This window comes from Microbacterium sp. LRZ72 (assembly GCF_033792225.1).
Taxonomy (GTDB): domain Bacteria; phylum Actinomycetota; class Actinomycetes; order Actinomycetales; family Microbacteriaceae; genus Microbacterium.
Genome location: NZ_JANGEX010000013.1, coordinates 1 through 22,589, shown reverse-complemented (window position 1 = coordinate 22,589; position 22,589 = coordinate 1). Strand labels below are relative to the sequence as shown.

The following is a 22,589-nucleotide window of genomic DNA, read 5'->3' as shown; positions in this document are numbered from 1 at the left end:
GTTCCTCACTCCTCAGTCGCCGGCGTGGCGGACGCCCGGTGATTCATTTGTTTCCATCCATCTCAGCCGCTTACGCACGGCTTCGAAGGCCTTGTCGGGATGCGGCAGGATGAAGAACCGATCAGTGCGGACCGCGTCAAGCACCATGTCGGCGACAGCAGACGGCTCGAGGCCCACCTCGTCGACCATCGCGTTGAGTTTCGCCATCAGCTCTGCGCGCTGCGCGTTACCCGCGCTCGACGGGACATCCGAGGGCTTGTTTCGCTCGGACAGCGACATCTGGGTCTTCACGGGACCCGGCGCCAGGACGGAGACGCCCACAGGTGACTGGCGAGCAGCAAGCTCGGCATGCAGGTTCTCCGACACTCCCAGAATGGCGAACTTGGAAGAAACATAGGGACCGAAGGTGGGCGCTCCCGCGGCGAGCGCGGACAGCGAAGCCGTGTTGACGATGTGTGCCTGCTCTTGATCTTCCAGGATCGGCAAGAACGACCGCATTCCGTGGAGCACCCCGAAGAAATTCACGTCCATGACCCACCGCCACGTTTCGAGCGGGATGTCCAAGAACGCGGCTCCGCTCTCGACGCCGGCGTTGTTGCAGAGAAGGTGAACGGCACCGAATTCCGCCACGGCGAAGTCGGCCAAGCGCTGCACGCTCGCCGCGTCGCTGACATCCGTCACTAGGCCACGTACGTCGGCGCCGTCGTCCGACAGGCGCGTGACCTCGGACTCGAGGCGCGCCCGTTCGATGTCCGCGAGGACGACCGACATTCCCTGGGCGATGAATGACTCGGCGAGGGCGAGACCGATGCCGCTCGCCCCGCCGGTCACGACGGCGATACGGCCCGTGATGTCGCTTATCACGCGACGCCGTTCCGCTCTAGGGGACGTTGGCCGCCAGGCCAGACGCCGTGTCGACCGGGAGCGATGATGCCGTTGGGGTCTACGGCGTCCTTGATCTTCTCGGCGAAGCGACGGTAGATGTGGTCATTGAACGAGTACTGGTCGCTCGCGAGTTCCATGATGTCGAGGTGCGCTCGGTACTCGCCGTAGCCTAGTTTGCCGACTTCCACGATGAGCCGCTTGGTGACATCGAATGCATTTCGCACGGCTTCCTCGTTTCGGGTGTCGAATTGGATGCCCGTGACGACGACACACGATCGTGCGCTGGTGAAATAGACGCCTCCAGAGTGGAGGATTCCGGCTTCTCCGAGGTGGTGGCGTACGGCGTCGATCACCTTGCGCAGTTCGTCGGGATCGTTGGCGACGACGGGGGAGAACCCGATGTGGCCGATGCCCGGTGGTGTCTTCTCGACCAGGAACATGGACGGGATCCCCGCGAAGTTCTTCTCGGCCGTCAGCGTGATCTCGCCGTATTCTTCGGGGGTGTAGACCCGACCCGCACGAACGATGCGGGCGCCCGGGATCTGCGTCCACCGCTCGGCGATCTTCCGGGTCTTGTACTCCATGATCTCCGCGTCCTCCCAGAGGCCCACGCGGACCCCCCATCGTCCCAGACCCGTTTCGCGACCGTATTGCTCGATCTCTTCTTCCGTCCACGGCCGCGGTTGCGGAACCTCGGCGTCGTCCAGCATCGCGCCGCTGCGCGGAGCGGGGTACATGCAGGGGACGCCTCGGAGGGTGCCGTCGAGCATGAGTTCGCGCAATGCGACCATTCCGGCCTCGAGATCCGAGTCCTTGTCGAGCGCGAGGATCATCGTGCGGAATGCCTCGGGCTTGCGCTGCAGCATCACGCCCGCCCGGACGACGATGCCGAAGTTCGACTGCGTGAAAAGCGCGTCGAGAGCCGGACCGAGACTGCGCTTGTACACGTGCCATGCCTTGTTGCCCGGCTGCGCGCCCATACCGGTCCGCAGGATCTCGCCGTCCGCAAGAACGATCTCGAATCCCGTCAGCGTCGCAAAGTCCGTCCCGTTCGGCATGTACGTGATGCCGTTGTCCAGCGCGTTGCCGATGACGCTTCCCCATCCGATGTCGGGCACCGAAACGGCAAGGTTGTGGTTGCCGGCTTCGAGCGCGGCGTGCAGATCGATCCACCGCACGCCGGGCTCTACGACGGCGTAGGCGAGGTCTTCGTTGATCTCGAGCACCTTGTTCATTTTGCGGAGGCTTACCTGGATCGAGCCCGCGACCCGAGGTGAGGGTCCGCCGTAGCCATTGTTTCGTCCCTGCGAAACCGGCCACACGGGCACCCGTGCGCTGTTCGCAATACGCATGACGGCCTGGACCTGCTCGGTGGACGTCGGCTCCACGACTGCGGAGGCGATGTACGTGTCGTCGCCCGGCAGCCAATAGGGATCGCGGTACGTGTCGACCTCTTCGGACTGGGTCAACACGGCATCGGCGCCCAGAGCTTCGATGAGGGATTGCACGACCGTCTGCGGCAGCGCGGGGCGGGTGTAAGTGATCTCCATGTTCATTCTCGATTCATTGATCAGTGAATGGGCGCGCCCGAAGCGGGCGGCCGAGGGATTTCCGACGCGATCCGCCGAAGATCGAAACCCTCGGCTCTCACGTCGCTGGGACGGGGTGAATGACCTGCGGCGAGGAGGCGTCGCGCCGCCAGATGGTACCCGCGTGAATTGATGGACTCCACGCACGTGAGCTCGTCACCATTCCATCTCAGGATGCTGAACCGGCGCGCTGCTTCGTCTCCGACCACCTCGGGGCAGCGACATCGACGCCCATGATCACCTCTTCTTGGATTGACTTTCCCCCACGGTAGGCACAGGGGTTAATTTTGTTCAATCACACATATTCATTATTATTCTTCGGAAGAGACGAAAATGGCTGAGGTTCGCTACACCCTGCGTCAGTTGCAATACTTCATGTCCACCGCGGAACATGGCACGGTCTCTGCAGCAGCTATTGCGCTGCACGTGTCGGACTCGACCCTGTCTTCCTCTTTGACCGCGCTGGAACGAGCCCTCGGCACGAAGCTGCTCGTTCGTCAGCAGGCAAGAGGAACGTCCCTGTCAGCGGCAGGCCGCGCTCTCGTTCCTGTCCTGGCTCCGCTGCTTCGACAGATCGAGGAATTGCCGCGCGTCCTCCATTCTCCGTCTCGGCTTCACGGAGTGGTCAGGGTGGGCGCCTCGGCCGCTCTGGCCCCGCGGGTCATCGCGCAGCTGCTGCAGGCGGTCGAACAGGACCACCCGGGCATATCGATCGATATCCGGCAAGAGGGTGCGGAGGCACTGTTCCGAATGGTGCGGGCGGGTGAACTGGACCTGGCCTTCTCTGGGTCGCGGGTACCGACAGATTTCCGGTCGGTCGAGTTGTTCGATCAAGAGATTCACGTGCTGTTGCCGGCCGAGCACCGATTGTCCGGGCGTGAACGGGTGGACATCCAGGAACTGGCGGACGAGCCTCTCGTGCTCCTGGACAGCAGCCCCGCCCTGGAGAACTCCCTGAGCATGTTGCTCGCGGCCGGTATCCGGCCCATCATTCGGTACCGGACGCCGAACTTCGAGCTCGTCCGAAGCATGGTTGCGCAGGGTCTGGGGTACAGCTTGCAAGCCGTTCGTCCCTGGGGAGATCACAGCTACGAGAACCGTCCATTGGCAGTCGTGCCGCTCGCGGGCAACCCGCAGACACATCCGGTCGTGCTCCTGTGGTCCGCTCAATCGAGTCCCGGCCCCGCGACCGAAGCCGTCGTGGACCTTGCCCGAGCGGCGTTTTGCGATGACCACAGCCCGAGGTAGTTCCGGAATCGCGTCCCACACAGCGGGACGTGCGCGCTCGAGGTCGCCGCGGTCGATATACGGTGGCCACCGCGCAATATCGCGCGACTCATTGCCCGACGACGTCGTCCTGAAAGGCCTCAGATGAGATTCGTAACGACCAAACACCCGCTACCGCGTCGTCGAAACGAGTATGGGGCCCGTCGCCCGGTAGCGGAGGCACGGCGATGAGTAAGCGAGATGTCATCGTCATCGGTTCGGGGTTATCCGGCTTGGTGACCGCCGCGGAGCTTGTTCGGGCGGGCAAGCGCGTCCTCATCGTCGATCAGGAGCCGGCGGCGACTTTCGGCGGGCAGGCGTTCTGGTCGCTCGGCGGCCTGTTCATCGTCGACACTCCCGAACAACGTGCGCTGGGAATCCATGACAGCCTCGAACTCGCTCGCAACGACTGGATGTCCACGGCTCGCTTCGACCGAGCAGAGGACGAGTACGGTGAGCAGTGGGCGAACTCCTACGTGAAATTTGCCGCCGTCGAGATGCGCGATTGGCTTGCGGATTACGGCATCGAACTCGCGCCGATCATCGGTTGGCCCGAAGCGCGGCGTGAGGGCATCGACATGGGTAACTCGGTTCCGCGTTGCCACATCGTCTGGGGGATGGGCCCGGGACTTCTCGAACCCTTTCAACGGAAGGTGATCGAGGGGCAGGAGGCCGGACTTGTCGATCTTCGGTTCCGGCACCGTGTCGACGAACTCCTCCGAGACGAGAGCGGCGCGGTCGTCGGCGTCGCCGGAAGCATCCTGTCGGATGACGATGCTCCCCGCGGTGCTCGTACGAGTCGGGAGGTCATCGGCACGTTCAGCGAGCACGCACCGGTCGTCGTGATCGCGGCCGGCGGGGTAGGCGGAAACCTCGAGATGGTGCGGCGTCGCTGGCCCACGGATCGCGTCGGGCCGGCCCCGGCCACCCTCCTGCGCGGCGTGCCCGAACACGTGGACGGCCGGATGGTCGAGATTGCCGAAGGCGCCGGGGCGCACCTCATAAATCTCGACCGGATGTGGACGTACGCCGAGGGGCTTCGCCATCACACGCCGCAGTGGGACTCGCAGGGTGTCCGAATCCTTCCCGGTCCATCTGCCGTGTGGCTGGATGGACGAGGGGACCGGCTGCCCGAATCCATCAAGCCGGGAAGTGATGCGCTCGGGGGACTCATCGCCACCCGAGCCAACGGCCAGGACACGAGCTGGTTCGTCGTCTCGCGGATCATCGCGGAGACCGAACTGACGCTTGCGGGGCAGGACCAGAACCCCCACCTGCGCGCGAAGACCGCCGCGGTACCCGAGCGGGTGGGTATCCCCGCTGCTATCCAGGCCTTCATGGACCACGGCGAGGACTTCGTCGTGGCAGACAACCTGGATGATCTCGTCACGAGCATGGCCGAACTCTCGGCCGACGTCGAACCCGACCGTGTCCGGAACGCGATCCTTGAGCACGACCGCGAGGTGGAAGCCGGCATCACAGCGATCACAGGGCGGGAGGGCGGCGGTGACGCTCAAGGATCCTTCATACGTGTCGCGGCGGCACACGCGTTCCTCGATCCATCAGCGGGTCCGCTGATCGCGATCCGGCTCCGCACGATAACGCGCAAGAGTCTTGGCGGGCTGGAGACGGATCTGCGTGGGCGCGTGCTGACCGTCGGAGGCTCGGAAATCGACGGGCTGTACGCGGTCGGGGAAGCTGCCGGATTCGGCGGTGGTGGTGTGCACGGCTACAGCGCCCTCGAGGGCACCTTCCTCGGCGGTTGCCTCTTCACCGGCCGTCAGACGGCCGCCGCTCTGATCGAAACGCTGGCCGAAAACTATACTTGAACCACCCTTCTAGCCGACAACGAACGACCGTCACTGCTGTCAGCCTCGGGAGCTGCTGCCACGGTGAAGGCGGGACCGAAGATTCTCATGAGCGAACTCGTCGGACACGCGCGGGCAGGCGAGGACACGCAAGCAGCGGCAGTCGAGCCCGCGGCGTCCGCCGTGCGCAAGGCGCTCGAGCTGTTGGACGCGTTCAAGGCCAACACGCCCGAATTGAGCATCCGTGAGCTGTCAAGACGTACGGGAATAGCGCGGTCCACGGCTCATCGGCTGACGGGTGATCTGGTTGAGTGGGGAGCCCTCGAGCGCACACCATCGGGCGGATTCCGCCTGGGGGTCAAGTTGTTCGAGCTGGGTATGCGCGCCCCGACATCAGTGACACTGCGCGAGGCGGCGATCCCATATGCACATCACTTGCACGAGGTGACGCGCCTGACGGTGAATGTCGCCGTGCGTGATGGCAGCGAAATTCTCTACCTGGAGAAGATCACATCGCGGTCGCTGCGAGTTCCCCACTCTCGCCTGGGAGGCCGCCTTGCCGCGCATGCCACCGCCCTGGGAAAGGCGATCCTCGCCTTCTCTCCACCCGATGTCGCCGATTCCGTGCTGAACCGGGATCTGCATGCCCTGACGCAGAAGACGCTGACCGATCCTGCTGTCCTCCGGTCGGAACTGACGCGCGTCCGGGAGCGTCGTGTCGCGTACGACGTCGAAGAGTCTCAATTGGGGCTGTTCTGCGTCGCGGCCCCGATCCTGAACGCTGCCAACACCGCGATCGGCGCAATCTCCGTCACCGGAGCGACAGCGCTCGATGAGGCGCAGCGCTTCGCGCCGGCGGTCCAGACAACGGCCATGGCGGTTTCGGGAGCACTTCGACCTCGCTCACGATCCCGGCGCTAAGGGACGCGCCGACCCTTTCGCGACGCCGCGTCCCCGTTGCCCGGGCTTCCTCGTTTACGGGGCGAGCCCGATGTACTTCTCCTCCAGGTACTCCAAGATGCCCTCGCTCGAGCCTTCGCGCCCGAGTCCCGATTGTTTCGTGCCTCCGAACGGTGCCGCGGGGTCCGAAAGCACGCCGCGGTTAACGCCGACCATGCCGGCGTCGATCCGCATCGCCACCCGCAGGGCGAGCGCTTCCTCGCCGAACACGTAGCCGATCAGCCCGTAGATCGTGTCGTTCGCCATATCGACCATCTCATCAATGCTGTCCACCTTGACAACCGCCGTCACCGGGCCGAAGATCTCGGTTTGGTTGATCGTGTCGCCGTGCTGCACACCCGTGACCATGGTCGGGGGGTAGAACGCGCCCGCGGTGGTCGCTTTACCGCCGAGGATCACGGTCGCCCCCTCGTCGACCGCTGTCGTGACGAGGGCCGCGACTTTGTCCCGCTCCTCGAGGGAAACGAGGGATCCGAGCGTATTCGCGCGGTTAAGGCCCGAGCCCCATTGCACGCGTCCCAGCTCTGCTGCGAGCTTCGCCACGAACTCGTCGTGCACGCTCGAGTGCACATAGAACCGGTTGGCCGCGGTGCAGGCCGAACCGCCGTTGCGCATCTTGGCGACCATGGCGCCCGCAACGGCCTCGTCGATGTTCGCCCCGGGAAGAACCAGGAACGGCGCATTTCCGCCGAGCTCCATCGAGGTCGATACGACGGTGTCTGCGGCTTCGTGGAGCAGGACCCGTCCGACTTCGGTCGATCCGGTGAAGGACATCTTCCGCACGGCGGGATGCTGCATCATCTTTGCGACCGCGGGGCCCGTCGGAACGGGCGTCACGAGGTTGACAACGCCCCGGGGCACTCCGGCGCGGCTCAACGCGTCGACGATGTACGCGGCAGTGAGCGGCGTCTCGCGCGCGGGTTTGAGGACGGTGGTGCAACCAGCCGCCAGTGCGGGAGCGAGCTTTCGCGTTGCCATGGCCGCCGGGAAGTTCCACGGCGTGATCAGGAGCGACACCCCCATGGGTTGACGCGTCACGACGATCCGCTTGTCTCCGCCGGGTGAAAGGCGGAAGTCGCCAGGGATGCGAACCGCTTCTTCGGAGAACCACCGGAAGAACTCCGTCGCATAGTTCGCTTCGGCGATCGCGTCAGGCCATGACTTGCCGTTCTCACGGACCATGATCTCGGCGAATTTCTCCTTCTCGTTCGAGAGGATGTCGAACGTACGTCGGAGAATGTCGCTTCGCTCGCGCGGTGAAGTTGCCGCCCACGCTGCGAAGGCCCGGTCGGCAGCTTCGACGGCTTCGGTGCAATCCGCCTCGCTCGCCACGGCGAACTCCGCCACGGTCGACCCATCCGCCGGGTTAAACACAGGAAACGTTCGGCCGTCGTTGCCATCGCGCCACTCGCCATCGATGAACAGTTTGTTCAGGTACGTCACGGTCATCCGTTCGTTGAGGTGTCAGTAAGCCGAGAGCGATCCCCCACGAAGGCCGCATCGAGGATGCGCTCCAGGAACGCCGGGGTGACCTCGTGGTCTGCCAAGGCGACCAGACGGGTGACGCCCGCCGCCAGTTCGGCCACACGAGGGATCTGCTGGCGGGTGAGGCCGATCTCAGCGAGGGTCCGGGGTAGTCCGATGGCGATACCGATCTCATCCAATCGGTCGATGGCCGCCTGTGCGTCGTCTCGCTCGGATCGATCTGTAGCGACTCCTAGCGCCCCCGCAATCTGAGCGAGGCGATCCGTCGTGGTTTCGATGCAGGCCTGCAGGACGTAGGGCAGCATCATGCCGGTTCCCATCCCGTGGGGGGTGTGTGTTAGCGCGCCGATCGGATACTGCAGCGCGTGCGAGAGGTGGGTGCCCCCCGATCCGAACGCCATACCTCCCAGCAAGCTTCCCCAGGCCATCCGCCCTCTCGCCTCGACGTTCGAGCCATCCGCGACAGCGAGGGGGAGTGCGTCGCCCATGGCGGCGAGTCCCTCCAAAGCGAGCAGAGAACTCATGCGATTGCGTCCGACGAAGACGGGGAGTCTCGTCTCCCAGTCGGGTCGGCGTTTTCCGGCCGTGTACGACTCCGCGCAGTGAACGATGGCGTCGATACCGGAGTACGCGGTCACGCTCGGGGGTGCCCCGATCGTGAGGTCTGGGTCGACGATCGCGACCCGCGGGATCAGCGCGGGGTCAGAGACGCCGACCTTCAGTTCCCGGTCGGGGTCGGAAACCACGGCAACCGGTGTCGCTTCCGATCCGGTGCCGGCTGTCGTCGGGACGGCGACGATCGGAAGAACCGGATGCGGGACCCGGTTCTCACCGTAGTAGTCCGATAGGGGACCGTCGCACGAAAGCAGCAGAGCGATCAACTTGCCCAGATCCAGGGCAGATCCGCCGCCGTAGGCGACGACGACATCGGGCGCGAAGCCACGAGCCGATTCCGCGGCGGCGGTGACGCTGTCCGTCGGCAACTCAGGAACGACGCCCGAGAAGATCTGGACGGCAACGCCCGCGCCATCGAGGCCGCTGAGTGCCTCACGGAACTCAGGAGTCTTGGCCAAGAACGGGTCGACGACGACGAGGGCGCGTCGACCCAGCGAGGCGGCAGCAGTGCCGATGGATGCGCGCGCGCCCTGGCCGTAGTAGACCGCGGCGGGTGCTCTCAGCACACCAATCATTCGGCGATCCCCTCACTCAGGGCGACCGCTTGTCGCCAAACCGTGGCATCCAGCGGAATCCCTTCCGCGCTTCGACGTGCTCGTTCCGCACGGGCACGGTCGCCGGGCACATGTATGTGTCCGGCCGACGCACTCGCCCGTACGCCGTCGAGATACTCGGTGAGAGGAGCCAATCCGCCTTGCGCATCGAGCGCTTCGACGGATAGGACGATGAAGATGTCACCCTTCGTGGGCGCATGCTCCGTATCCAGCGTTCCCCGCACATCCTGTCCGAATGCGCTCCCGGCGAGCAATCCCACGAAAGCCTCCATCCCCAGCCCGAGGGCATAGCCTTTGGGGCCACCGAACGGGGACAGGGCCCCGCGCGCGGCGGCGACCGGATCCGTGGTGGAGCCGCCTGTCTCGTCTACTGCCCAGCCGAGCGGGATGTCCTCGCCGCGAGCCGCGAAGTCGAGGATCTTTCCGGCGGAGACTTGAGCGGTCGACATGTCGACGATGAGGGGAGGCCCCAATGTCGGCACGCCGATCCCGATCGGGTTGGTGCCCACCATCGCTGTCGCCCCGCCCCACGGATGTACCAAGGCCTCACTTACGGTAAGCGCGATTCCCGCGCACCCGTTCCCGGCTATCCGTTCCAGGTAGGGTGCCAGCATTCCCACATGACCGGCATTGTGGATGCTCGCAAAGGCAACGCCTGTGTGAGGCGCTCGGGCGAGCAGCGCGTCTAAGGCTTTCGCTGCGACGACGGGACCGAGTCCACGCCGTCCATCGACGCGCAGCGCTGAGTCGCTGTGCCACCGGAACCCCGGCTCCAGTCCGGACGTTGCGGCCCCGCTCTTGAGGCGCCCCAGGAGCACCGGTAGACGACGAATCCCGTGCGAAGCGTGGCCTCGAAGCTCGCCCTCGAGCAGCACCTCGGCCTGGATTCGGCTCTCGGCGGGCGTGGCGCCGCCACGGATGAGCGCGCGTACCAGCACATCTTGCACGTCCGGTGCGGCGATCACCACCATCGCCGGCTCGGTGCTCGTGGTCTGCATAGCTACGCCTTTCAACAATTCGTCTCGACGCATCTTCTCCACAATTCCTCGCCCGCGCGGACATGACGTCCCACCAGGCGGGACGGTACGCTCCACTAGCTCACGGACTCGAGAGCCGTCCGCTGTCGGCTCGTTCTGTGAAGCCACAGGAGGAACGAGCCGCGTTCCGCGCGACGAAAGCGGTGTCCCGGTGAGCGGGACGCCAGCTCTGCCGGCGGCAGGAACGTCCTACGCTTCAGGGACGAACGGATCAGTTCGTACGGATCGCCGGATTCCCGATCATCCGATGAATCAAAGCAAGGAGGCTTTGTGAAGACGACTATGGCCAGGCGTATCGCTATCGCGGTCGTCACCGCGGCGGCAGGCGCCGTGTTGCTCGCCGGTTGTGCCGGCGAGAGCGGTGGGGGCAGCGGGGGCACAAGCGCTGGCGGCGACTCGATCAAGATCATGGCGTTCGGGACTCTGAGCCAGCCGCCGTATGCACTCTCCCAGATCGGTACAGCTGCCCAAGCGGCTGTCGACCACGTGAACGCAGAGGGGGGTGTCAACGGCACGCAGCTCGAACTCATCACGTGCGATGACAAGATGAGCCCGAACGGAGCAACAGCCTGCGGGCAGCAAGCAGTCGAAAACTCGGTGGCTGCGGTCGTTGGCAGCTTCACCCTTTTCGGTGACCTGATCGTCCCTCAGCTGGAGGCGGCTCAGATTCCTTACCTCTTCAATACCGCCATCAGCAATCTTGAAGGCACGAGTGACGTCTCGTTCTCCCTCATGAGCGCCGGCACGCCCTCTGGCGCTGCCATCTATCTGCTCAAGGAACAGGGCTGTGAGTCCGTGGTGTTCACGGCGCCCGAGAACCCGCAGGCGCAGGCCGGGTGGGATGCCTACACCAAGCCGATTGCCGACAACCTGGATATTCCGGGGGAGCTGCTCCTCTACCCCGCGAACGAGACGAACTTCAGTGCGGTGGCTCAGCAGATCGTCGACGCGGGTGACTGCGTGATTTACGCCGGCGGACCGCCCGACACCGTTGCGCTCATCACCGCGATCAAGCAGATCGATCCCGATTATGTGGGCATGCCGCTGTCGACGATCGCCTTCCCGGAGTCCACGCTGGCTCAGCTCGGTTCCCTCGCCGACGGGATCAGAGTGCCCTCGACCTTCTTCGCCCCCTCGACGGGACAAGAGGATTCTGTCCTCGCTGCCTCCGAGATGAAGGAGATCGATCCGAACGTGACGATCGATGACACCGCCCTTAACGCGTACGCGAGTGTGATCGCGTTCGCGCAAGCGGCATCCGACGTCACGGGCGACGTCACGGGCGAAAGCATCATCGAAGTCCTCAACGATCCCTCGACAACCATCGAAACGGGCCTGGCTCCGCCGGTGAACTTCGCCGAGGATCTCGGGTTCTTCCCCGCTCTGCCACGCGTGGCCGGGAGTGTTTACGTGGTCTACAAGGCGGAAGACGGAAAGTTCGTCCAGGACGGCGAACCGATCGACGTGAACGGAAAGCTCGGGTTCTAACACGTCGGGGTTGCGCGGACCGGCATCGGCCCGCGCAACCCCGCTCGTCCCTTTACAACAGGAAGGCGGTGGGTCGTGCTCGACCTGCTCCGTTTCGTATTCCTCGGTGCCGCCGCCGGTTCGGTCCTCGCCGTGCTCGCGCTGGGGATCACGGTCGTCAATCGCGCGTCGCGTGTGGTCAATTTCTCGCAGGCCGCCATCGGAGTAACCGCGGCTTACGCGTACCACGACTATCTTGCTTTTCTCCCTCAGCCACTGGCACTCGTGCTGGCGATCGTCACGGGGATCGTGCTGGGTGGCCTGGTCGATCTGCTGATCATGCGGCCCCTCCACGCGGCCAGCACGCTGACGAAGGCGATCGCCACGATCGGTGTTCTCTTGGTGCTGCAGTCGGCATTGAACATCCGGTACGGCTTCAACCCGGTCATCGTTCCGGCATGGCTGCCGACGTCGACAGTGCAAATCGCCGGACTCAACATCGGTTGGGACCGCATCCTGACCATTGTGATCGCGGTCGTCGTCACCGCCGGGGTCTACCTCTTCTACAAGAGGACTCGTATCGGTCTCGCATCCACCGCGCTCTCCGTGAGTCCCCGCTCCCTCGCCGCTCTGGGTACGCAATCGCCGGGCACCGTGGCTCTCGTGAACTGGCTCATCGCGGGCGGACTGGCAGCCTTGGGCGGCCTTCTGCTCGCCCCGGTGACTTCCCTGTCGCCCACTCTTGCCATCGTCCTGGTCGTGCCTGTCCTCTCCGTTGCGCTCCTCGGTCGCATGCAGTCGTACGGCCTGACCCTGTTGGGTGGCATCGTGATCGGTGTCCTTCAGGGCATCATGAGCATCACCGTCGATCTGCCCGGAGCGCAGGACGCCGTGCCCTTCCTCATCATCGCCCTGGTGCTGACGTTGCGCGGAAGTTCAATGCCTGCGCGAGGCGAGATCGCGGAACCCCTGCCACGAATCGCCAGCGGACGGGTGCCCTGGGTGATCATCGGCGTGTTCCTCGCGGCAAGCATCTGTTTGGTCGCCTGGGTGCTGCCCAACTCCTGGGTGACAGCGGTCACGGTCTGCGTTGTCACCGCGACCGTCCTGGTATCGCTCGTTGTGGTGACGGGCTATGCGGGGCAGTTGAACCTCGCCTCGTTCGCGCTCGCGGGCGTCGCCGCCCTCGTGTCCGGGCTCCTCGTCTTCCACCTTGGGTGGTCCTTCGTGCCCGCCGCCATCGTCGGGATCCTTGCAACTATTCCGGTCGGTATCGTCGTCGGCCTCCCCGCGATTCGCACCCGGGGAACCGCTCTCGGGGTCATCACGCTGGGGTTGGCGGTGGCTTTTCAATCGATGGTGCTCAACAACTCGGCCATCTCCAACGGTCTGACCGGCCTCGCCGTCGGCAATCCGACTCTCCTCGGGCTCGACATCAGTGCGATCTTCTTCCCCCGGCGTTACGCGATCTTCGCGCTCATCGTGTTGACCGTGGTCTCGATACTGGTGCTGAACCTGCGTCGCTCCGGAGCGGGAAGACGCATGGTCGCCGTCCGTGGAAACGAATCTGCGGCGTCATCGCTGGGCGTCTCGGTGCCGAGCACCAAGCTGTACGCGTTCGTGGTGTCATCGGTGATCGCCGGTGTCGGAGGCGTGCTGATTGCCTTCATGAACTACAACATCGTTCTGGGCAACCCGGGTGGGCGGTTCGATCCCTCCTACTCGATAAATGCCATCGCGCAGATCACGGTCGGTGGTATCGGCTGGGTAGGTGGTGCCGTCGCGGGTTCAGCGATGGAACCGGGGTCGGTCCTTAACCAACTCCTCCAGTTCCTGTCTCAGGGCGCGTGGCTCAACCTGATCGCGGGGCTTCTGATGCTGCTCACGATCATCACCGCCCCCGCCGGGATCGCGGCGATCCAGGCGGCACAGTTCAATGCCCTCCTCCGTCGCCTACCGGGCGCCGCACGTCGGGAAGCCCGCCGCCGCGCATCCGCCCCGCGAATCGACGAGCAGGCGATCGCCACGCACAGAGCGGCGCCCGTATCGCTCAGCGTCGAGAATCTGACCGTGGCCTTCGGGGGGAATGTGATCCTCCGCTCGGTCGATCTGAACGTCTCAGGCGGTCAGGTGCTCGGTGTCATCGGTCCGAACGGCGCGGGCAAGACGACGTTGTTGGAATCGATCACGGGCTTCAACCGACCGCGTGACGGGCGAATCCTCCTGGATGGCGTGGATATCAGTTCCCGGAGCGCGGCCGCTCGAGCGCAACACGGTGTCGTGCGCTCATTCCAATCGCTCGAACTGTTCGAGGACCTCACGGTCTACGACAACCTGCTCGTCGCCTCCGACCGCGCGGTGTGGTGGCGGACCCTTCTCGCAGGGGTCGTTCCGACCCGTGTCGGTTTGGGAGGCGCCGCTGCCGCCGCCGTCGTTCAGTTCGGCCTGGCCGGCAGGCTGCAGGACCGCCCCAACGATCTGTCCTACGGCGAACGACGGCTCCTGGCCATCGCACGCGCCGTTGCGACGCGCCCGCGGGTGCTGCTGCTCGATGAGCCGGCAGCCGGGCTTGGCGCGCACGAGAGGCGCGAGCTGAGCGCGATCATCCGACGCATCGCAGACGACTGGGGAATTGCCGTGTTCCTCATCGAGCACGATGTGGAACTGGTCATGGAAGTCTCCGACGAGGTCGTTGCCCTCGATTTCGGCACGGTGATCGCGCGAGGCACGCCAGAAGAGGTGCGTCGATCGCCCGCGGTCATCGCCGCTTACCTCGGGACGGACGACCACGCGGGCGACCCGATAGAGACGGGCGATGACGCGACGAGAGCGTTGCCGCAAGACGAAGGAGTACGTCAATGAGTGATCCCTTGATTTCTCTGGAATCCGTTTCCGCGGGCTATCATGGGCAGCCGGTCATTCACGACATCGATCTGCACGTGGACAGCGGAAGCATGCACGCCCTGTTCGGCGCCAACGGCTCGGGTAAGACCACGACCTTGCTGACGGTGGCAGGGGTCGTCCGCGTTCAGTCGGGGAAGATTCTTCTGGCCGGCAAGAGCCACCCGGGGTCCCTGTACCTGTCCGCGCGCCGCCAACGCCTGGCACTTCTGACCGACGACCGCGGCATTTTCCCGCCCCTAACGGTGCGAGAGAATCTCAAGCTCGGTCGGGGATCCGTGGGAGCTGCTCTCGAGTACTTCCCCGAGCTGACCGACCACGTCGACAGACCGGCCGGACAGCTGTCGGGTGGGCAGCAGCAGATGCTCTCTCTGGCGCGCATCTTGGCATCCGAGCCGAGCATCATCCTCGCGGACGAGTTGTCCCTGGGGCTTGCGCCCCTCATCGTCCGCCGCCTGATGGTCGCGCTGCGCGCGGCCGCGGACCAGGGGGCGGCGGTCCTCCTGGTGGAGCAACACGTCCCCATCGCCCTCCAGAGCGTCGACTCCGCGTCGGTTCTCTCCCGCGGACGCATCACGCTGCGCGGCGACGCGGAGGAGTTCCGGAGCGACCCCACGAAGATTCTCGACCAGTACCTCACCGCGGCCTGAGCGTCGCACGATCCGAAAGGCAGCAGATGACTACGCATCCCTTCGAAATCCTCGACACCCAAGTGCACATGAACGCCTTCCCGATCGAGACGGCCATCGCGACGATGGACGCGATGGGAATCGGCGCGGTCGTCATCGACGAGTTCACGGGCTTCGATCACCGAGAACGCGTTCTCCCGGGGCGCGAACTGCCCGGAGGAGCGTTGCGGTCGACGGCGCCCTATTCCGAAGCCGCCGTTGCCGAACATCCGGAGCGCTTCGCCTACATCACGCGAGCCGACCCCGATGATCCGGAACTGGACGTTCTCTTCGCCGAGCTCGCCGCGCGACCGGGGCTGGTGGGGGTGCGGCTCATCCCGTTCGTGCCCATCCATCCGTTCGAGCTGCCGAATCACCCCGACCTTCTCGGCGTGACCAGAGCTGCGGGCGCGCGGTTCGCGGAAGATGTGAAGAGCCCGCGCTACGAGCGATACTTCTCCTTGGCAGAACAGCATCGCGTTCCGGTTTTCCTCCAGATCAATGGCTACTGCGTACCCGGTGACTTCTCGGTCGCGCATGCGATCGCGGCTCGGTACCCCGAGTTGATCCTCATCATCGATCACACGGGCATGGAGCTTCCTGTTTCGTGGGAGTCGCCTCGGCCGGACCGCTTCGAGCAGCTGCCCCAGTTGCTCGAGCTGGCCTCGTTCTCCAACATCAGCCTGAAGTGGGCCCACGGCCCCCTCCTCTCTGAGGCTCTCTACCCGTTCCCGGACGTGCAGAACGTGCTCCATCGCGTCGTCGAGACGTTCGGCGTCAATCGGGTCATGTGGGCATCTGACTGGACGGTCGACGCCTCGCGCGTGTCTTGGTACGAGACGCTCGGGACGATCCTCGACGACGACGAGTTCACGACGAGCGAGAAGGCGGCGCTCCTGGGGGGCACGGCCCGCTCGGTTCTCGGTTGGCCTCGATCAGGTGCCTGATCGGCCCCGCGGTTCTAGTAACCGTCGCGCTGCCTCCACCGCGATCATGCGCTCGTGTGAGGAGTGTCTGCGTCCGTAGACGCCGGTCCTGAGCTCAGGCGTCTGCAACCATGCGAAGGCAAGTGTGAACATGAGCGAGACGACTTCCTCGGGATCCCACTGCGTGTCCACGGCTCCGATCCGTTGGGCTTCCTCCGCGACATTCCGCAAGCGGTCCACTGTCTCGATCGCGTGCGCCGTGCGAAAAGGTTCGCCGGCCATGCGTGCCCAACCGAACATTCGGAGGTGCTCGACGTGATCTTGGCTGCGGTCGAACATCGTTCCCACGAAGCCCGGCAAGTCCTCTGGGGTAGCGGTGATCGGGGCGAAGAAGGACTCCGAATCGGTATCCAGAACGAATCTGAAGAGTGCCAGCTTGTCCCCGAAATGGGCGTAGAGGCGCTCCTTGCTCGCGTGTGCGTTCGTCGCGATCCGGTCAATCCTTGCACCTGCGATCCCGTGCGCGGCGAACTCGGTTCGCGCCGCGGAGATGATTCGCTCGCGCACCTCTTCTCCGGTGGATCTCATAAGGCCAGCATAGGCTCGCAAGCTATCAAACGAACTATTTCGTTTGCTTTTTTCACCGATACGAGTTACGTTCGTCCCACCAACTTGCGACGCAGCCGGACGGAATTGTCAATGTCGATACGAGAACCCGAGACGTTTCTCACGCTGACGGTCGCTGCAACCAACCAGGTGGCGGACGACGTCGTAGAACTAGAGCTTCGCGACCCGTCGGGCGCCGATCTTCCCGAGTGGCTGCCGGGAAGTCATATCGACGTTCTCGCCGGCGACATGGTGCGCCAATACTCCCTGAGTGGATCGCACACCGACCGTGGCGTCTGGCGGGTCGCCGTGCTCCTCGAGTCGGGCGGTCGCGGGGGGTCGCGCTGGATTCACGATCTGAAGCCTGGCGATCAGATCCGCGTAGCGGGACTTCGTAACCACTTCCTTCTGGAGGACGCGCCCGAGTACCTCTTCATCGCCGGTGGCATCGGTATCACTCCCATCGTCCCGATGATCGAGTCGGTCGCCGCGACGGGTAAGCCGTGGCAGCTCGTCCACATTGGCCGAAACGAGAAGCGACTGCCGTACAGTGCCGAGATCGAAGCGCGCCATCCCGATCACGTGCGACGGTGGTTCGTCGAAGCGTCCGGCCGGCCATCCGTCGGAGATCTGATCTCCCAACTCGACTCGCGGGTGGCTGTCTACTGTTGCGGTCCGGAGGAAATGATGAGGGAAGCCGAGTCCCAGGGGACCGCGTCCGGGATCGATGTCCGAGTCGAACGGTTCGTCCCGAAGGCCGCCGCCGCCGACGCCGGTGGCGATCACCCGTTCGAGGTCGAACTCGCCGAAAGCGGAATGACCCTCGTCGTTCCCGCCGGCCGCACGATTCTCGACGTGGTGACGGAGGCGGGCGTACCTGTGCTGTCTTCGTGTGCCGAGGGCACCTGCGGGAGCTGCGAAACCGAAGTCATCGACGGATTGGTGGACCACCGCGACTCCATCCTTTCCGAGGCGGAGCAGAAGGCCAACCAGGTCATGTTCGTCTGCTGTTCTCGCGCGCAGGGGGACCGGCTTGTCCTCCGGCTCTAGCCATCAAGACCGTCGTCATCTCACTAAAGATAAGGAACCAACAGTGGCCACTACCGGGCGCCTCACAGGCAAGGTTGTCTTCACCAGCGGAGCGGCATCAGGAATCGGGGCTGCGACCACGCGCCTTTTTGCGGCCGAGGGCGCGCATGTCTATGCGTCCGATATCTCATCGAAGATTGCGGACGTCTGGGCAGGAAACGACAACGTCACGCCGATCACGCTCGACGTCGGAGACCCCGATGCCGTGCGCGGGGCGTTCGCACAGATCGATTCGGAGCAGGGGAAGCTCGACGTCCTTCTCAACGCGGCGGGAATCGTGGGTGCAAGCCCGCCCCCCTCCGCATTCGAGGGCCAGGCCCCCGACTTCATCACGTGGATAACGGACGATGAATGGGACCGTGTGCTGAGGATCAACCTGAGTTCGCAGTTCTACACCCTTCGCTCCGCCATCCCGCTCCTCAAGAAGGCGGGCGGCGGCTCGGTCATCAACATCGCGAGTGTCGCCGCGCTGATCAGCGCAGCCATGCCACTTGCCTATCCCGCGTCGAAGTCGGGGATCCTCGGCATGACCCGTGCGGCCGCAACCGCCCTGGCGCCGTGGAACATCCGCGTGAACACGGTTGCGCCGGGTTCGGTCGACACGCCCATGTTCAACTCGGCGGGTCCCGACCTCGTCAAAGAACTGGTCGAGATGCAGCCGATCAAGCGAGCCGCCGCGCCGGACGAGATCGCCCGCACGATGCTCTTTCTCGCAACCGAGGACAGCGGGTACTACACCGGCCAGATCCTGTCCCCCTCCGGAGGTGTGTACATGTGACGGGTGTTGACCGGATACCAGACGAACCTCTTCCCACGACGACGAAAGCTCAGCAGATGGTTACTCTCGACACAGAACACCCCGCTCTCGACGCTCACGCCCTGGAACGCATCGTCGATACGATCGAACGCGATATCGAGGCGGAGCGATACGACGGCGCCCACATCATCGTCGCCCGCAACGGGCGGATCGGCCTCGACGCCGCCATCGGATACGCGGAGCGCGCGAGCGAGCGGCCGGCCGCCGCGGACGACATCTATCGCCTCCTCAGCTTGACGAAGACGTTCACCAACGTGCTCACCTTGCAGGCGATCAGCGACGGGGCGCTGGCGCTGTCGACCAAGGTGATCGATGTGATTCCCGAGTTCCTCGGGCCGGATCGCTTCCGCACCGCGCGCAAAGACAAAATCAACGTCGGCCATCTCCTCACTCACCGCGCAGGCCTGCCCGCAACGCCCACGCCCGTTCCCTACGAGCGCCTCGGCAACCTCGATGAGGTCATCAGCGCGATCTCGCAGCTCGATGTGGTCACAGAGCCGGGCACCGTGGTCAACTACTCGCCCACGGTGAATCACGCACTTCTGGGAGAGATGGTTCGTCGGGTCCGCGGAGCCACCAGCTACTCAGCGGTCGTCGATGAATACCTGTTCGCGCCGATCGGTATGAAGTCCACGTTCATCGGGGCCCCGAAGGCTATGGCCGACCGACTCGTGCCCCTTCGTGCCTACATCCCCGACGTCGGCTGGCTCAACCGGCACGACGTCGAGGTCATGAACGATGTGATCTCGGAAGGCTCCGAACTCCCGTGGGTGGGCGGGTTGGCCACCGCGGGCGACGTACACCGCTTCGCTGAGTTCCTGCGTCGCGGTGGCGTGACCGACGACGGAAGGCGCCTCGTCTCGGCAGCCGTTCTCGACGTCGCCACGACGGTGCAGACCGGCGATTCCGAGAACGATTTGTACGCGGCTATGGCTCGTGCACTGGGCTGGGATGTACCGAAGGCGAACTTCGGCCTGGGCTTCAGTCTGTCGGGGTCCGGCCTCGCCCCCGGATTCTTCAGTCCGTTTACCTCTCCGCGCACCCATGGCAACTACGGTGCCGGCTCCACTCTGTACTGGGTGGACCCCGCGAGCCAGACCACGTTCGTCTGTTTGACGGCGGGGGTCATGGAAGAGTCGGCGAACCTCCTCCGATTCCAGAAGCTCTCGACACTCGCGGCTTCTGCCGCCATCTGAATGCACACACGAAAGGGACGACGATGACCCCCCAAACCCACTTCCCGCTGGCCCCCGCAGAGTTCGATCCGGTAAGCCCGCACGGCTTTGCCGACCCGGCCTCGATGTACGAAACGGCGCGACGCGAGGCGCCGGTGTTTTGGCACGAAGGACTCGGGGTGTGGGTGGTGACCCGGCGCGACGACGTCGACGCGGTGCTCACCGACTGGCAGAAGTGGCCGAGCGGACCGCTCGATGAGAGCGAGCATCTGCGGATCGAGGTGCCTGAAGTCGCTCGCGCCGTCATCGATGATTCCCTCATAAGCGAGCTGATGGTGACGATGAACCCGCCGAAGCACTCGCTTCACCGTCGCGCCGCGCAGGCGGCCTTCCTGAAGCCCGCCATGGATGCCTTGCAGCCCGAAATCGAAGCTCGAGCCAATGCTCTCGTCGACAAGTTCGCGGACCTCGGAGAGGTGGAACTGATGAACGAGTTCTGCCTGGCTCTGACGACGCAGACTCTGATGGCGTTGCTCGATTTCCCTGACGACATGACGGAGTTCATGCAGACCATTCGCGACGACCAGTTCGTCGTCCTGGCGAGTGGCGTCGAGCCGATGGAAGAGCCGCGGCGGAGCGAGGTCTGGGGGCGATACGCGGAGTCGAACCTGCGGCTACGGGAGATCGTGGAGGAACGCCGGCGGCGAGCCCAGGGAATTGATGTCGTGACTGTCATGGCCACCGCGAAGGATGCGAAGGGTGAGTATCTGCTCACGCCCGCACAGATCGCGCTGCACCTCAATGAGCTCGCCGCGGCGGGTACCGACACAACCGCTCAGGCGATGGCCAACGCCGTCATGTTCCTCAGTGCGCACGAAGATCAGCTGAACGAGGCGATCGCGGATCCGTCCCTGTGGGGAGATGTGTTCGAGGAGACCATCCGGCGCCGTCCGTCGGCACCGTTCGCGGCGCGGCTCGCGGCGGACGACAACGAGATCGGCGGCGTGGTCATCCCGAAGGGCGACACGGTGTGGGTGGCTCTTGCGAGCGCGAACACGGACCCCGGTGCGGTGACCGACGGAATGGCCTTCGACATCCACCGAGAAGACAAGACCAACTACTCGTTCACCAAGGGACGCCACACCTGTCTGGGCGCGCCCCTCGCCCGAGTCCAGGGAGCCACCGGGCTGCGGGTGCTCTTCTCGAGAATTCCCTCTCTGCGGGTCGTCGAGGAGCAGGAGCATTCCTTCCTGCCGCTCGCGATGCTGCCCATCCGGCGTGCCCTGCAAACGAGGTGGACAGCGGCGTGACCGTCGAGCCCGAACGGGGCGGTGAGGCGGGGGAACCTAACGGCCTCGGTCTGCGCTGGCGAATCAAGGACTCGTTCGTCCGCTACGTCGTCGGGAACGCCGGCGGACGCTACAGCCTCACGGGTGGAGCGGATCTCGTCGCTGACAGGTACTTCGCGTTCCCGTTCGCGGAGAGTGGCCCGGAAGCGTTGCCGCGGTTCGCAGGAGGCGTCGCGTTTCGGGCGCACGGGGGGATGCTTCGGGTAGCGATCGTTGCCCCCGCCCTCCGAGAGCTCGATGGACGGACCGTGTTGACAGTCGGCACGGGAGAAGAACAACTCGCCATCGCGACCCTCGACATCCCCGCCCATGACGGGGGCTGGGTCGGGGCCGTGCCTCGCCTGACAGAATCCGGCTGCGATCTCTTCGGTGGTGGGTATGAGCTCGGTGAACCGTTGGATCCCCTCGAAAGTTGGTCGGGAATTCCGCGCAGCACGACCGCATAGCGGCCTAAGCGGGCTCGACGCGAACCGGCGAGTCGGGAACTCCTCGCAGTCCGGTTCCCGTGACCCGATACAACAGCCCTCTCTCGGCTGCGAGCGCCGCCGCATCCGGAGGAACCGGAACTTCGGTGGGGTCGAGCGAGGTCACGTAGAGCACGTCCAGATCCGGTCCGCCGAACGTCAGGCTTGTGATGTTCGGCGTCGGCATCGTTATCCGGTCGACGATGACACCCTCCGGATTGATCCGGGCGATGTGCGGGGAACGATGCATGACGACGAGCATGTGCCCTTCGCTGTCGATGACGGCGCCGTCGGGGAAGGGGTCGCTTCCCGCGAACGCGGCAAACTCGTTGCACCTGCCGAGCCCGGAACTCGGCTGAGGGTCGTACGCGTAGGAGTGGATCACTCGCGCGATGCTGTCCGCGGCGTACATCGTGGTGCCATCGACGCTCCAACACAGCGAATTGCCCAACACATACCCTGTCGCGAGACGCGCGATCGAGCCATCGGGCTCCCACCGGAGGATCTCACCGATCGGATCGGTGAAGGCGGAATCGGACGTCATGACAACGAAGCGCCCTTGACGGTCGACCTTGCCTTCGCAGATGACCGATCCCTCGCCGAGGTCGACGTGTGTCGCCGGCCCGAACTCGCCGACCGCCGGGTCGAAGATGCGGAAACTGGACTCGAGGGCGACAGCGACTCGTCCATCGCCGAAGGCGGCGATCGCGCCTACCCGGCCGGGCGTCGCCCAACTCGCCGACCGCCCGTTCGATTCGAGCCGCGTGATGCGGCACGCGACGATGTCGATAAACCCGAATCCACCGATGGGTCGGGCGGTGGTGGTGGGGTCTTGATCGGGGTCGGGTTGGTGGTGTTGGGCAGGCGT

Annotated in this window: 20 protein-coding genes; 12 read left to right on the top strand and 8 right to left on the bottom strand. The window is 64.8% G+C overall.

Features of this window, described 5'->3' with window-relative positions:
* Positions 1–12 precede the first annotated feature (12 nt).
* Genes M4I32_RS12170 through M4I32_RS15235 form a run of 3 tightly spaced genes read right to left on the bottom strand, consistent with a single transcriptional unit; the run spans position 13 to position 2,683 of the window.
* Entirely contained in the window at positions 13–864 is an 852-nt protein-coding gene (locus tag M4I32_RS12170) for an SDR family NAD(P)-dependent oxidoreductase (protein WP_319034745.1), read from the bottom strand.
* Entirely contained in the window at positions 861–2,435 is a 1,575-nt protein-coding gene (locus M4I32_RS12165) for an FAD-binding oxidoreductase (protein WP_319034744.1), read from the bottom strand. The genes M4I32_RS12170 and M4I32_RS12165 overlap by 4 nt, the downstream gene beginning before the upstream one ends.
* A 20-nt stretch (positions 2,436–2,455) precedes the next feature.
* Complete coding sequence (locus M4I32_RS15235; protein WP_413466824.1) at positions 2,456–2,683, bottom strand: oxidoreductase C-terminal domain-containing protein; 228 nt, start codon at positions 2,681–2,683, stop codon at positions 2,456–2,458.
* Positions 2,684–2,807: 124 nt separating this feature from the next.
* Between M4I32_RS15235 and M4I32_RS12160 the strand changes: the two genes are divergently transcribed.
* The 3 genes from M4I32_RS12160 (at position 2,808) to M4I32_RS12150 (ending at position 6,469) form a co-directional block, all read left to right on the top strand.
* On the top strand, positions 2,808–3,722 hold the full coding sequence (locus tag M4I32_RS12160) for a LysR family transcriptional regulator (RefSeq protein WP_319034743.1): 915 nt from the start codon (positions 2,808–2,810) through the stop codon (positions 3,720–3,722).
* Between the two features lie 206 nt (positions 3,723–3,928).
* Positions 3,929–5,569 (top strand): FAD-binding dehydrogenase, encoded by a 1,641-nt coding sequence (locus M4I32_RS12155; protein ID WP_319034742.1) that lies wholly within the window; start codon positions 3,929–3,931, stop codon positions 5,567–5,569.
* A gap of 87 nt (positions 5,570–5,656) precedes the next feature.
* A complete protein-coding gene (locus M4I32_RS12150; protein WP_319034741.1) occupies positions 5,657–6,469 on the top strand; it encodes an IclR family transcriptional regulator in 813 nt (270 codons plus the stop codon).
* Positions 6,470–6,523: 54 nt separating this feature from the next.
* On the opposite strand, the gene M4I32_RS12145 is transcribed toward M4I32_RS12150, so the two are convergent.
* From M4I32_RS12145 to M4I32_RS12135, 3 genes are read right to left on the bottom strand one after another with little or no spacing between them, the layout of a single operon-like run.
* Entirely contained in the window at positions 6,524–7,957 is a 1,434-nt protein-coding gene (locus tag M4I32_RS12145; protein ID WP_413466823.1) for an NAD-dependent succinate-semialdehyde dehydrogenase, read from the bottom strand.
* Positions 7,954–9,174: an iron-containing alcohol dehydrogenase gene (locus tag M4I32_RS12140; protein WP_319034739.1), complete on the bottom strand. Its 1,221-nt coding sequence runs from the start codon at positions 9,172–9,174 to the stop codon at positions 7,954–7,956. The genes M4I32_RS12145 and M4I32_RS12140 overlap by 4 nt, the downstream gene beginning before the upstream one ends.
* Before the next feature lie 5 nt (positions 9,175–9,179).
* Positions 9,180–10,220, bottom strand: coding sequence for an Ldh family oxidoreductase (locus M4I32_RS12135; RefSeq protein WP_319034738.1), 1,041 nt, complete (start codon positions 10,218–10,220; stop codon positions 9,180–9,182).
* A gap of 309 nt (positions 10,221–10,529) precedes the next feature.
* Here M4I32_RS12135 and M4I32_RS12130 point away from each other — a divergent pair, with 309 nt between their 5' ends.
* The 4 genes from M4I32_RS12130 to M4I32_RS12115 all read left to right on the top strand — a co-directional run bounded on the left by M4I32_RS12130 (position 10,530) and on the right by M4I32_RS12115 (position 16,242).
* The gene (locus tag M4I32_RS12130; protein ID WP_319034737.1) at positions 10,530–11,747 is read left to right on the top strand and encodes an ABC transporter substrate-binding protein; all 1,218 of its coding nucleotides are present in this window, start codon (positions 10,530–10,532) and stop codon (positions 11,745–11,747) included.
* A 75-nt stretch (positions 11,748–11,822) separates the two neighbouring features.
* The gene (locus M4I32_RS12125) at positions 11,823–14,588 is read left to right on the top strand and encodes an ABC transporter permease subunit (RefSeq protein ID WP_319034736.1); all 2,766 of its coding nucleotides are present in this window, start codon (positions 11,823–11,825) and stop codon (positions 14,586–14,588) included.
* Positions 14,585–15,277, top strand: a complete 693-nt coding sequence (locus tag M4I32_RS12120) for an ABC transporter ATP-binding protein (protein WP_319034735.1) — start codon at positions 14,585–14,587, stop codon at positions 15,275–15,277. The genes M4I32_RS12125 and M4I32_RS12120 overlap by 4 nt, the downstream gene beginning before the upstream one ends.
* A 26-nt stretch (positions 15,278–15,303) precedes the next feature.
* Positions 15,304–16,242 (top strand): amidohydrolase family protein, encoded by a 939-nt coding sequence (locus M4I32_RS12115; RefSeq protein ID WP_319034734.1) that lies wholly within the window; start codon positions 15,304–15,306, stop codon positions 16,240–16,242.
* Here M4I32_RS12115 and M4I32_RS12110 read toward each other — a convergent pair.
* Positions 16,231–16,809 (bottom strand): TetR family transcriptional regulator, encoded by a 579-nt coding sequence (locus M4I32_RS12110; protein ID WP_319034733.1) that lies wholly within the window; start codon positions 16,807–16,809, stop codon positions 16,231–16,233. The two genes, M4I32_RS12115 and M4I32_RS12110, sit on opposite strands and share 12 nt — an antisense overlap.
* Before the next feature lie 168 nt (positions 16,810–16,977).
* Here M4I32_RS12110 and M4I32_RS12105 point away from each other — a divergent pair, with 168 nt between their 5' ends.
* From M4I32_RS12105 to M4I32_RS12085, 5 genes are read left to right on the top strand one after another with little or no spacing between them, the layout of a single operon-like run.
* A complete protein-coding gene (locus tag M4I32_RS12105) occupies positions 16,978–17,877 on the top strand; it encodes a PDR/VanB family oxidoreductase (protein ID WP_319034732.1) in 900 nt (299 codons plus the stop codon).
* Positions 17,861–18,694, top strand: a complete 834-nt coding sequence (locus M4I32_RS12100) for an SDR family NAD(P)-dependent oxidoreductase (protein ID WP_319034731.1) — start codon at positions 17,861–17,863, stop codon at positions 18,692–18,694. The genes M4I32_RS12105 and M4I32_RS12100 overlap by 17 nt, the downstream gene beginning before the upstream one ends.
* A gap of 56 nt (positions 18,695–18,750) precedes the next feature.
* On the top strand, positions 18,751–19,929 hold the full coding sequence (locus tag M4I32_RS12095) for a serine hydrolase domain-containing protein (protein ID WP_319034730.1): 1,179 nt from the start codon (positions 18,751–18,753) through the stop codon (positions 19,927–19,929).
* Between the two features lie 23 nt (positions 19,930–19,952).
* Entirely contained in the window at positions 19,953–21,218 is a 1,266-nt protein-coding gene (locus tag M4I32_RS12090; protein ID WP_319034729.1) for a cytochrome P450, read from the top strand.
* Positions 21,215–21,703 (top strand): HtaA domain-containing protein, encoded by a 489-nt coding sequence (locus M4I32_RS12085; protein WP_319034728.1) that lies wholly within the window; start codon positions 21,215–21,217, stop codon positions 21,701–21,703. Before M4I32_RS12090 ends, M4I32_RS12085 begins: the two co-directional genes overlap by 4 nt.
* Before the next feature lie 4 nt (positions 21,704–21,707).
* Here M4I32_RS12085 and M4I32_RS12080 read toward each other — a convergent pair.
* Positions 21,708–22,589, bottom strand: an 882-nt coding sequence (locus M4I32_RS12080; protein ID WP_319034727.1) for an SMP-30/gluconolactonase/LRE family protein, incomplete at its 5' end; no start/stop codon positions are given.

Excerpts from the sequence above, each read along its gene's own strand:
- M4I32_RS12165 (WP_319034744.1), bottom strand. The coding sequence starts at position 2,435 with ATGGAGATCACTTACACCCGCCCCGCGCTGCCGCAGACGGTCGTGCAA.
- M4I32_RS12160 (WP_319034743.1), top strand. The coding sequence starts at position 2,808 with ATGGCTGAGGTTCGCTACACCCTGCGTCAGTTGCAATACTTCATGTCC.
- M4I32_RS12155 (WP_319034742.1), top strand. The coding sequence starts at position 3,929 with ATGAGTAAGCGAGATGTCATCGTCATCGGTTCGGGGTTATCCGGCTTG.
- M4I32_RS12150 (WP_319034741.1), top strand. The coding sequence starts at position 5,657 with ATGAGCGAACTCGTCGGACACGCGCGGGCAGGCGAGGACACGCAAGCA.
- M4I32_RS12145 (WP_413466823.1), bottom strand. The coding sequence starts at position 7,957 with ATGACCGTGACGTACCTGAACAAACTGTTCATCGATGGCGAGTGGCGC.
- M4I32_RS12135 (WP_319034738.1), bottom strand. The coding sequence starts at position 10,220 with ATGCAGACCACGAGCACCGAGCCGGCGATGGTGGTGATCGCCGCACCG.
- M4I32_RS12120 (WP_319034735.1), top strand. The coding sequence starts at position 14,585 with ATGAGTGATCCCTTGATTTCTCTGGAATCCGTTTCCGCGGGCTATCAT.
- M4I32_RS12115 (WP_319034734.1), top strand. The coding sequence starts at position 15,304 with ATGACTACGCATCCCTTCGAAATCCTCGACACCCAAGTGCACATGAAC.
- M4I32_RS12110 (WP_319034733.1), bottom strand. The coding sequence starts at position 16,809 with ATGAGATCCACCGGAGAAGAGGTGCGCGAGCGAATCATCTCCGCGGCG.
- M4I32_RS12095 (WP_319034730.1), top strand. The coding sequence starts at position 18,751 with ATGGTTACTCTCGACACAGAACACCCCGCTCTCGACGCTCACGCCCTG.
- M4I32_RS12090 (WP_319034729.1), top strand. The coding sequence starts at position 19,953 with ATGACCCCCCAAACCCACTTCCCGCTGGCCCCCGCAGAGTTCGATCCG.